Source organism: Roseibium polysiphoniae, from assembly GCF_014842925.1.
In the GTDB taxonomy this organism is placed as follows: domain Bacteria; phylum Pseudomonadota; class Alphaproteobacteria; order Rhizobiales; family Stappiaceae; genus Roseibium; species Roseibium polysiphoniae.
In genome coordinates this window covers 692,731-703,343 of the sequence record NZ_JACYXJ010000003.1, presented here as the reverse complement: position 1 = coordinate 703,343, position 10,613 = coordinate 692,731, and the positions used below count along the sequence as shown (strand labels likewise).

General features: G+C 54.6%; 11 protein-coding genes and 3 tRNA genes. 8 read left to right on the top strand and 6 right to left on the bottom strand.

The window, feature by feature from the left end; translation table 11 throughout:
• From IG617_RS10275 to IG617_RS10265, 3 genes are all read right to left on the bottom strand, one after another.
• A partial coding sequence (locus IG617_RS10275) for a GTP-binding protein (protein WP_254170513.1) occupies nt 1-125 on the bottom strand: 125 nt, incomplete at its 3' end.
• Nucleotides 126-290: 165 nt separating this feature from the next.
• A tRNA-Gly gene (locus tag IG617_RS10270) sits at nt 291-364 on the bottom strand.
• Nucleotides 365-385: 21 nt separating this feature from the next.
• Nucleotides 386-470, bottom strand: a tRNA-Tyr gene (locus IG617_RS10265).
• A gap of 528 nt (nt 471-998) precedes the next feature.
• Between IG617_RS10265 and IG617_RS10260 the strand changes: the two genes are divergently transcribed.
• Complete coding sequence (locus IG617_RS10260; protein WP_192109108.1) at nt 999-1,802, top strand: TrmH family RNA methyltransferase; 804 nt, start codon at nt 999-1,001, stop codon at nt 1,800-1,802.
• Nucleotides 1,803-1,853: 51 nt separating this feature from the next.
• On the opposite strand, the gene IG617_RS10255 is transcribed toward IG617_RS10260, so the two are convergent.
• Genes IG617_RS10255 through hmuQ form a run of 3 tightly spaced genes read right to left on the bottom strand, consistent with a single transcriptional unit; the run spans nt 1,854 to nt 3,060 of the window.
• Nucleotides 1,854-2,294, bottom strand: a complete 441-nt coding sequence (locus tag IG617_RS10255) for a hypothetical protein (protein ID WP_192109107.1) — start codon at nt 2,292-2,294, stop codon at nt 1,854-1,856.
• Between the two features lie 35 nt (nt 2,295-2,329).
• Nucleotides 2,330-2,749 carry a bleomycin resistance protein gene (locus tag IG617_RS10250; RefSeq protein WP_192109106.1) on the bottom strand — a complete coding sequence of 140 codons (420 nt, stop codon included), beginning with the start codon at nt 2,747-2,749 and terminating at the stop codon, nt 2,330-2,332.
• Entirely contained in the window at nt 2,746-3,060 is a 315-nt protein-coding gene (gene hmuQ / locus IG617_RS10245; protein WP_192109105.1) for a heme-degrading protein HmuQ, read from the bottom strand. The genes IG617_RS10250 and hmuQ overlap by 4 nt, the downstream gene beginning before the upstream one ends.
• A gap of 248 nt (nt 3,061-3,308) precedes the next feature.
• On the opposite strand from hmuQ, the gene IG617_RS10240 reads away from it, so the two are divergent.
• The 7 genes from IG617_RS10240 (at nt 3,309) to IG617_RS10210 (ending at nt 10,608) form a co-directional block, all read left to right on the top strand.
• Nucleotides 3,309-3,384: transfer RNA gene (locus IG617_RS10240), tRNA-Thr, on the top strand.
• 127 nt (nt 3,385-3,511) lie between these two features.
• Nucleotides 3,512-4,915: a DUF6538 domain-containing protein gene (locus tag IG617_RS10235; protein WP_192109104.1), complete on the top strand. Its 1,404-nt coding sequence runs from the start codon at nt 3,512-3,514 to the stop codon at nt 4,913-4,915.
• Between the two features lie 423 nt (nt 4,916-5,338).
• A complete protein-coding gene (locus IG617_RS10230; protein ID WP_192109103.1) occupies nt 5,339-6,199 on the top strand; it encodes a hypothetical protein in 861 nt (286 codons plus the stop codon).
• Between the two features lie 234 nt (nt 6,200-6,433).
• Nucleotides 6,434-7,225 carry an ABC transporter permease gene (locus IG617_RS10225; RefSeq protein WP_276529815.1) on the top strand — a complete coding sequence of 264 codons (792 nt, stop codon included), beginning with the start codon at nt 6,434-6,436 and terminating at the stop codon, nt 7,223-7,225.
• Nucleotides 7,222-7,881, top strand: coding sequence for an ABC transporter ATP-binding protein (locus IG617_RS10220; RefSeq protein ID WP_192109101.1), 660 nt, complete (start codon nt 7,222-7,224; stop codon nt 7,879-7,881). The genes IG617_RS10225 and IG617_RS10220 overlap by 4 nt, the downstream gene beginning before the upstream one ends.
• Before the next feature lie 36 nt (nt 7,882-7,917).
• Complete coding sequence (locus tag IG617_RS10215) at nt 7,918-9,240, top strand: KpsE/RkpR family capsule polysaccharide export protein (protein WP_192109100.1); 1,323 nt, start codon at nt 7,918-7,920, stop codon at nt 9,238-9,240.
• 315 nt (nt 9,241-9,555) lie between these two features.
• Complete coding sequence (locus tag IG617_RS10210) at nt 9,556-10,608, top strand: glycosyltransferase family protein (protein WP_192109099.1); 1,053 nt, start codon at nt 9,556-9,558, stop codon at nt 10,606-10,608.
• Nucleotides 10,609-10,613 lie beyond the last annotated feature (5 nt).

The following is a 10,613-nucleotide window of genomic DNA, read 5'->3' as shown; positions in this document are numbered from 1 at the left end:
GCGCCGCCAGCTTCAGCCAGCGTCATCGTGATTGCAGCCGTAAGCGTCGTCTTGCCGTGGTCAACGTGGCCAATCGTGCCAATGTTGACGTGAGGCTTGTTACGCTCAAATTTTTCCTTCGCCATCGCGTCGCTCTCTGTCCAATACGCGTTAATCGATAAAGGCTCGAGGCGGGACGCTTTCCGGCGCTTCGGTCTCTGCCGCAGTCGACGAATTGCTTCCCGTATAACTGTTCAGGATTTTCCAGGCGAAGGGATCTCCGCTCCGGACACTCCGATCAGCACCCAATTTGGAGCGGGTGAAGGGAATCGAACCCTCGTCGTCAGCTTGGAAGGCTGCTGCTCTACCATTGAGCTACACCCGCGCACGACATTTGGCAGGACTATGGTGGAGGAGGTTGGATTCGAACCAACGTAGGCTTAGCCAGCGGATTTACAGTCCGCCCCCTTTAGCCACTCGGGCACTCCTCCATCAAGTCCAGCTTCACGCCGAAACGGCCAGGATGGCTTACCGAAGAGCCCGTCCGAAGGGGACGAGCAATCCCGTGGCGCGTGTTATGCAGATGAGGACCTTGGGTGTCAACGCCGTTTTCGCCGGTTAAATCAGAAAAACGCATTCTTTGTGCCGAAGCAGATGGTTGGAGGTTGCGTAAGGGGCTGGATGACCCTGCGAAGACCGCCATTTCCAGCCTTTTTCAAGGCCAGACCAAGAGCTTTCCGACAAGCGCCTTTTGCCAACCTCAAGCGCGCGCACGCCTGTGGATGAGTTTTCTGATTGTGAAATGCACCCGGGAAAACAACATTCGCCACCAGCGCCCGATTCAAGACTGTCTTTGTGACAGCGCCTACAGCCTGCATCGGGTCACACCGTCGACGCTGACCGCGTCTTTCAAAAGGCCCCATGACGCCGTCGCCAGAAACAGGCAATTTGAAATCGCTTTATGGGTTCCCGCGCCTTTCAGACTTGCTGGCCGGCCTTATTTGGCAGTATGTGGGGCCATGACTGATAAGCCTCATCGCCCAAGCAAAAACAGCAAGCGGCCTCACGGTGGACGTGGGAAGCCTGCACCTCGCCGCCCAGGCCTCCCACCTGAAGGCCCCATTCTTCTTTATGGCCTTCATACGGTGGAAGCGGCTTTCAACAATCCCGACAGGAAACGCCTGAAGCTGTTTGCGACAGAGAACGCTCTGAACCGGCTGACTGAACGGGGCGTAAGGGTCGATGTGCCGGTCGAAAATCTGCCTCCGCGCGCGCTCGACAAGATGGTAACCAAGGATGCCGTCCATCAAGGCATGATCCTGGAAGCCGATCCCCTGCCCGCCTATGGCGTCGAGGCCCTGTCCGGCGCCAGGCTTGTGCTCGCACTCGACCAGGTGACCGATCCGCACAACGTCGGCGCGATCCTGCGTTCCGCCGTGGCGCTGGACGCCGATGCAGTCGTGACAACCGAACGGCACGCACCCGAGGAAGGCTCGGTCCTGGCGAAATCCGCATCGGGCGCCCTCGACATGATCAAACATGTGCGGGTGAAGAACATGGCCCGGTTTATCGCCGAGATGGGCGACGAGGGTTTTTTCCGGGTTGCCCTCGACAGTGATGGCGAGGCAGCCCTAGAAGACACGCCCTTCACCGACAAGACGGTCTTGGTACTTGGTTCCGAGGGCAAGGGCGTCCGCCACGGCGTGCGCGAAGCATGTGATACGCTGGCAAGGCTCGACATGCCAGGCAAGCTCCGCTCGCTCAACGTTTCGAACGCAGCCGTGCTCGCACTTTATGTCGCCCGCATGAAAATGGACCTCTAGCGCCAGACTGCAGCTCCCAGGCCGCTGCTATCTGACAGCCGTTCTCTGGCTTTAGCGAAAGACCATCCGCCGGCGTGAGACCTTTGCGCCCGGCAGGTGCTGCGCCAGTCGTTCGATTTCGTGAAGCATCGGCTGCGGATCAAAGCCCTCGCACAAGATCAGTGCTTCGCTTTGGACCGAGCTCCTGTTGCCGCTTCTGACCGCAGAAATGATGCCAATCATTCTTCTTTCATCCACGCGCAGCTGACCACGGCAACAGGCGCAAAATGGATTGGCAAACTCGAAGCAGGATTTTCGCGCATGCCTCATGGCCTTGAAGCTGCGCATCATGCCGCTGGCAACCACGCCGCCAAGCTCCGGCCCGAAGGCCACCTCAGCCGCCAGCAACGCCTCTTCCCAAGCCTGGCTCTTTGGGCGTGCGTAGCTGAAGCAATAACAGCGTAGAATTTCAAGCAGTGCCTGATCGGTCCGATCCGGCAATTCAGATTGCACGCCGTTTGGCGGCTCTACCCTGCCCCGCGGCGCCATCAGTCGACCTGCCCCGTATCTTCTGGAGCCGCGCTCTCCGAACCACTCTCTTCAGCTGGAATGCGGCCAAAACGCAGCAGGTTCCCGTGCGGATCGAGCAGATGAAACTCCTTCATGCCCCAGGGCTTGAGTTCATAGGCCCCAAGATCGGGAACACCCGAGGCCGCAAATTCGGCATAAATCCCGTCAACCCCAGCGCCACGAACATAGATCGAGGTGTTGCGGCAAAGCTCTTCATTGTCCGTCAGCCAGAAATGAACCTCGATTTCGCCCTTGCGCGCGATCAGGTAGTTGTCCGTGGCATGGATATCGACGTTGAAACCCAGGACGTCACCGTAAAACTGGCGTGTGACCGCCATATCCAGTGACGGCAACGTCGGGATGACCTCCACACGCATCTCATCGTCGATGGCGCTCATGCGCCCTCAACCATCTCGAAACCTTCAAAGCGCGGAGGTCCGGCATAAAGCCCCTTGTTGGACCCCGCATTCTTGTGCGCCGCGCGAAAGGCTTCGGATTTTGTCCAGTCCGTGAAATGCGCCTTGCTCTCCCAGATCGTGTGAGAGGCATAAAGAACGGTGCCGGCCTCTTCATCCTCCGGACCCTTCATCAAGTGGAAGCTCCTGAAGCCCGCCATGGTCTGAAGCTGGCTGTCCCGGTTTTTCCAGACTTCCTCAAAAGCCGTTTCCTGTCCTTTGACGACGTTGAACCTGTTCATGGCAAGAAACACAATAACCTCCGGTATCGCTGCAGGGCGACTCATTAACATGAATTAAAAACTCATATTTTATCCAAATGAGCCGGTCAACCTATGACTTCGCGGCTCGGCAGACGCATCTTCAACGCCCCTACCCGCCATTTTTCCACATCCGCAGGGCGCACGCGCGAAGGAAATGCGGCAAAGCCGACATTTTCACTTGCCCGCGTCTGAAAAATCGGAAACAAGGGCGTTGTTCGCGTGCCAAAGGCGCAGCGCAAGCCGGTATAGCTCAGCTGGTAGAGCATCTGATTTGTAATCAGGGGGTCGCGGGTTCGAATCCTGCTGCCGGCACCACTCAACTTCCCGGCTTAAGTATTGAGAAAGCTGATGAAATCGGCTTCACGCCGGTTTTTAATTTGCCAAATCGCAGAAATTGTCCCACAATTTGTCCCTCAAATTGCCCCACAATTAGTGAGGATGGATGCGCGACGCGGACCGGTATCTCTACCGGCGCGGTGGCCGCTGGCACTACCGGCGCCGGGTTCCGAACCGGGTTAAGCACCTTGACCCGCGGGACGTTGTGCAGGTTTCTTTAAATACTCACTCCCTGGAAACCGCCCGGATTCGCCGCGATGCGGTCGAAGAAGCGGACGACCATCATTGGGCATCGCTCCTGGCCCAAGGAGAAAGCGCCCCGAATGCCGGACGCCTGAGATACGAGGCTGCACAGAAACGCGCCCTCGCGTTAGGCTTTGCCTGGAAGCATATGGATTATCTTCTCAACGAAGCGCCGCTCGAGGAGGTCTTGAGACGGGTCTTGTCCCTTGAGGGCAAGACAGGTCTGCAGCTCAAAGCTGACGCAGAAGCGGTACTCGGGACTGTTCCCATTCCAAAGACCTCGGTCTCAGAGGCGCTCGACGTATTCCTGACGCAGATCGCCCCGCTGGAGTTGAAGGGCAAGAGCCCCACCCAGATCAAGCACTACACGAAGGTCAAACAACGCGCCGTTGCCAACTTCATCAAGGTGGTCAGCGACAAGCCCATGAAAGACATCTCCCGCGAAGATGCCATCCGATATCACAAATGGTGGCAGGACCGTGTAACCGGGAAGAAGGGTCGCTCCATGTCGGCAAGCACGGCGAGACGGGACCTCGGCAACATGCGACGGCTCTACCGGGAGTATTTCGTTCGCATCGGAGAAGAGAACCGGGACAATCCCTTCCGCAATCTCAATTTCAAGGAACGGAAGATCGATCAGAAGGAAATCCCTCCTTTCGAATCCTCATGGATCAGGGAGAGGATTTTTGTTCCGGACGCTCTCACCAACCTCAACAGGGACGCAGCTCTTATTCTTTTGGTATTGATCGAGACCGGATGCCGGCCGTCGGAGCTCTGCAACATCACTGCGGACCGTATCCAGCTGGACGCTCAGGTTCCGCATATCGTGATCGACTTCTCACCGAACCGGGCGGTGAAAACGGACGCAAGCGTGCGCCGCATCCCATTGATCGGCGTCTCCCTGGAAGCCATGAAGCGCGCGCCAAAAGGGTTCCCGCGCTATCGCGACAAGGAAACCAATCTTTCGGCCGTGCTGATGCAGAATTTCCGTAAAAAAGGACTGTTCCCGACAAACGCCCACCGGATTTATTCGCTGCGCCACGCCTTTGAAAAACGCATGCTGGAGGCAGGGCTTGATTATGGCCTCAGGTGTAAGCTGATGGGCCACTCCGTTGACCGTCCGGAATATGGCGACGGCGGATCGCTGGAATTCCGCCGGCAGGAACTTCAGAAGATTGAACTTCCATTTCCACCGGATCTTTTCACTTTGCTGGACGCAAAGCCTGTTGGAAAGTCACGCACGACCCGTAGAAAACGAGTTACATGATGCTCCAACACTTGCATCACCCGTGATGTAAGTGGTAGTTATTCTGTATTCGGGATTCGTACGCCTTGGCCTAAACGCCGGGGCATTTTTGTTTGCGCCCCGTCCTTGAGATCGCTCCCGAACATTATCAGCAAGCAGCCTGTTATCGCGTAGCCGCTTTCCCCACGATCATTAAAGTCCTGTCCGGTTGATGCATCCTCCGGCGCCCTTTGGCGTGCGGACGATCCCCCATGTCCGGACGGCGGAGGAAGACGTCATGCCTTCACCATCGAAGAAGCCGCAATTCTGCATGGTCCCTGCAGGTGCCATTACCGACCCGGATCTCAAACCACGGGATATTCATGTTTTGTGCATGCTGGCCCGTAACGCAGATCGAAACGGGCACACTGTCAGGTCACAAGCCAGGATGGCGCGGGAACTTGAATGGGCCCGCTCCACAGTTCAAACCGCCGTCAAAAACTCATCAATGCTGGGTGGCTGACACGGGTCGAAAACATTCGCCCGGACGGCGGGGACTGTTCTCACGGTTACATCATCCACCGGGAGAAAGGACTGTGTTCGGATCGGCCCGACAGCTTGTCGACATCCGGAACAGTCGACACCGTCAAAACGGCACTTCCTGCCGAGCCAGACAGGCAGGGGGTGCCGGTCCAGGGCGGCACCTATAAGATCAATCCATCAAGACCAAACAATAAAAAAACAGATAATAAGGACACTCGCGACTATCTGGACATAGCCAGCCCAGAACCACCCATCGCAGCATCTACGAAAAACGGTCTAGCGAAGGATAGCCATGTACATACGGCAGACGCGCGCGACTATATTGAGCGCGTTCGCAGCGAACTGCTCATGTTCGGATTAAACCCCGACGCACCTCACATGGTCGGAGGCGTCAATGCCGTCATTGCCTGGTATGCTTGTGGAGCCGACATTGATCGCGATGTACTGCCAACGATTGAGATGGTCCTGTCACGCGCCAAGACAGCACCGTTCAGTCTGGCGTATTTCACCAAGGCCATCGTCAATGCTGTGGAAGCACGGAAAGCAGCGGAACGGCGCGTGGAAGAACAGACGCGGAAATCAGAACAGAAGCATACGAACCCAAAATCGAAGTTCGCCGGATCAGTGGCACGAGTAGCCGGCACTGGAGCTACTCAGTCAGCGGAGCCTATTCAAACACAGCCGTCTCGGAAAAAACCCATCCAACAATCGTCGGGACTGAATCTGGACAAGTGGTTGGAGGGCCTGGATACAAGGCGCAGGAGGCGTCAGGATCCAGAGTGAAAATCAGCACCAAAGGCACTTCGAATGGAGCTATTGAGCCCAAAAAGCGCGGGTCCTTTCAGGCACTCCCTGCCCCACGGGGCCATTCACGACCGCAGGACGCAGACACGCGCCATATTTCGGACCGCTTTAGGATGTTGTTTATGTTTATGATTTGGTACTGTAGTTCAAAGCACTCGAAATCGCACCCGTGGCGCATACTGCTTTAGCTCAATCATAGGCCGATGGCATTCGATGCACTCAGAAACGTTCTCAAACGCCCTCAGACGACAGTTAGCGATAGCCTTCGCACTGGTTGTCAGAGAAATGACGACCCGCTACGGCAACAAGTTCGGCGGTTACATGTGGGCAGTGCTGGACCCAGTCCTGTTCATCGCTATCATGACGTCCGTGTTTTCCGCGATCGCACATGTGCCGCCTTTAGGGCGCAGCTTCACGCTTTTTTTTGCGACCGGGTATGCAGCCTTTTATATGTATCGCTCCACCTCCGACCAAGTGAGCTCGGCTGTTGAGGCAAATCGCACCTTATTGAATTACCCTGTGGTACGACCGTACGATACGGTCATTGGCCGCGTGACCCTGCAGGTAGCAACACTGTTTGTCGTCAATATCATTCTGTTTGGAAGTCTATATTTCCTGGTGCCATTTCCATCGATAGACTTCGGACCGATTCTATTGGCATCTCTGATCGCCATTGCGCTCGGTGCAGGCGTTGGCGCTGCAAATATTGTCTGGTTTCACTTGAGCAGCACCTATCAGCAGGTCTGGGGAATCATCAACCGGCCTGCCTTCATCGTCTCGGGAGTGTTCTTTCTACCTGAAAGCATGCCTCCCCCCTACAAAGAGCTCCTTCTCTGGAACCCCTTGGTTCACATAGTCGGGCTTTTTCGAAAAGGCTTTTATCCAACCTATCGAGCTGACTATGTCAGCATGCCATACCTTGTCGGCCTCACCATTTTCTCGATCGTATTTGGACTATTTCTTGTGTGGTTGTTCGATGCCCAGTTGCGGGAGCAGCAAAAATGATCCGCCTCGATCGTGTCACTAAGAGTTTCAAGCTCAAAGGTGAAACCCGCTATATCGCAAAAGATGTTTCCTTTACGATACCTCGCGGCGACAGTATCGGCCTGCTCGGGCGCAACGGAGCAGGAAAATCCACGCTTTTGAGACTAATCGCCGGAACGATCAAACCGACTTCGGGCCGCATCATTCGCCGGGCAAATGTTTCCTTCCCGCTTGGTTTTCAGGGAAGTTTTAACGGCTCTTTGACAGGCGAGCAGAACGTAAGGTTTGTAGCTCGCATATATGGCCATGATACCCAAGAGCTTGTTGACTATGTGCAGGATTTCGCAGAGCTTGGAAAATCTTACCAAATGCCTGTAAAGACCTACTCTTCAGGCATGAAAGCACGCCTCGCCTTCGGCGTAAGCATGGGAATTAATTTCGACTATTACCTCGTGGACGAGATCACAGCCGTGGGCGACGCCAACTTTAAAAAGAAATGTCAGCAGGTTTTTCGACGGAAGCTGCAACAATCCGATATAATTATGGTATCCCACTCCAATGGCGCTTTAAAGGAATATTGTACGACAGGTGTCGTCCTGGAAGATGGATCTTTAACCTATTTCCCAAACATCGATGATGCGATTTCTCAACACAATGATAACATGGCACGCCGTTAGACTGTCAGGTGCAACTCGCAAAGGTTTTCTCAGGACATGACGGCACCCAACAAAACACCTGAAATAAAAGACGCTCCCCGCTCTGGAGGAACGTTTATTACCGTACCACGTCAAAATCAGGACCCACTTACAAAGAATCGCGGTAAAAATCCGCCGTTGATCGATCGCCTGAAGAAGTCAGGACTGGACCCTCAAAAACTTCTAGATATTGCCCGCCCTGGTTCGGCAACCAAGTCGATAACAAGACTCCGTCACCGTTTGATTCTAATTGGTTTTCTCCTGTTCGTTGCACTGCCATCAGCCGCATTTTCCGCTTACATGATCTTCTGGACAAGCGACCAATACCACAGCACCACCGCTTTCGCAGTACGCAGCTCGAACCAAGCCGCAGCGACCGATATACTCGGAATGATGTTTGACAGCGGCTCCGAGTCTCCAACATCCAACAGCTACATAGTCAATGACTACCTCCAGAGCCAGGCAATCATCGAGGACCTGCCAAACACGATCGACCTTGAGGCGATCTTCAACCGTGACCAGGCCGATTGGCTTTTCCGTCTCGGAACGGATTTGCCAATTGAAGGAAAGATCGACTACTGGAACCGAATGGTCGATATCAACTTCGATGCGACCTCAGGCGTCATCTATGTCGAAGTGCGAACATTCAACCCCGATGATTCAGTCACGCTCGCGAGCGCGATTCTTCAGCGCAGCGAAGTCCTGGTCAACAAGCTGTCGGAAGTGAACCGACGACAATCCGTCCGATTTGCAGAGGAAACCGTCGCTCGTGCAGAAGCGCGACTGAAAGTTATCCGGAGACAAATGCTCGCCTATCGGGATGCGACGCAAGAGGTAAGCCCGGAAGACAACGCAAAAATCGCGATGGAGATGATTTCCGCACTGGACCAGCAGGTCGTCGCCAAGCAAGCAGAAATGAAGACGCTTGCGACCTACCTGAATTCCGATTCACCACGAATTCGCCTTCTATACGAAGAGATCAAGGCCCTTGAGGCCCAAATCACTACCGAACGCCAACGTCTTGGCGGAGGGACGGCCGGAATTGATGGCACGAGCGCCAATGATAACCGCCTTGCAGTTCGCATATCTGACTACTCTGACCTCAAGCTGGAAGAGGAGTTCGCAAATCAGTTCTATACGACGGCCTTAGCCGGGCTGGAAAAGGCACGGCAAGACGCCGATCAGAAGCACATGTATCTTGCAACGTTTATCAAGCCTACGCTTTCGCAAGAAGCTCAATATCCGCACCGCATTCTCTACTCCGTGGCCGTTTTTTTAATGCTTGCCGGCTTTTGGACGGTCTTGGTGTTGATCTACTACAATGTCCGCGATCGAACCTAACCGCCAGACGCTCTTTGAGACATAGGAGGGAGGCTGGACATCTGAACGGTGCATTGGGATGGATTTTTCCCTCTTTGTCCGATCCTTTTTCGTCGCAAGACCAGCTCGGCTAATCACGGTCGCGGCGCAATTGAACGGAAGACCCGCTGACAGAGCGCCTCAAAGTCATCTAAACGAACGGCACCGCCTCTTATTTTCACTATGGTCATCCCGTTTCCGGCGAGCGAACCGCCCGTCCAAACACAATGAGATTATTGACCGACAGAGGCGCGGGCTTCCAAATGGTTTAAAATTACGGTTTCAGGGAGAAACTCCATGATAAGTTGGGCGGCTGCCTTATCGATCGGTAATTGGAGCGGCACTGCTGCGCAAATAATCCCAACGACCGATCTATATTTTTTGAATGTCTGCCGTCCTTGGCTGCGCCGTTTTCCATTTCATACAAGACCGATCGTTCAGGAAGGGCCGAACTCCTTTTCCTGCGGCAAGGTCGCCATTGTCGCTAGACGAGACAATGAAACAGTTGTGCAGCGCCTCCTCCAAAGCCACATCGGACAGCTATATTACATAATTGATGACGATCTCTGGGCCGCTGAAGAAGACCATAGCCTGCCTCAGGCTTACCGACAGCGGCTGATTGCCCTACGCGAAGGCCAGCACCGTGTTCTTTGCGAACGAGCCGACACCATTGTCGTTTCCTCGCCGATCTTGGCCGATATCTACCAATCCAAGGGCTACGATGTGGTAAGCTTGCCACCCTACTGGCCCGAACCCTTGCCCGACAGCCGTCACTTTAGCGATCTCGCTAAAGGCGAACCGCTTGAAATCGGATATCTCGGCAGCGCAAGTCATGCAGAAGATCGCGCATTCACCTTCCAGGTCTTCGAACAACTGGCTCGGCGGGGTATCAACATGCGACTGACTGTGATTGGATCTGCCGACGTGCCGGTTCATCTCGCTGACCACCATCAGTTACGGATATTGAACCCTCTAAATTGGCACAAGCATCGAAAAAGATTGGCAAAATTGCGTTTTCATGTCGCGCTATACCCAACTATGCCAACGGCTTTCAACAAAGCCCGCTCTATCAATAAGATCTTGGAGCATGCCGTTTATGGCAGCTTGGGTCTTTACAGCCGAACCTGGTTCTACGCCGACTTGATTGAGAAAAATGATATCGGTCTTGTGCTGAACAACAATATAGCTGAGTGGACCGATGCAATTGGAAAGCTAGCCGAAAACGGCCTTGACCGACGCTACAAAAAAAGCCGAGAGGCTCTTGAGCAACTTAACGCCCGATCTATGCGAAAGCAATTTGACTGGTGGCACGGCGTCCTCGACTTGACGCCACGGAGTTGCACGGCTTGATATTT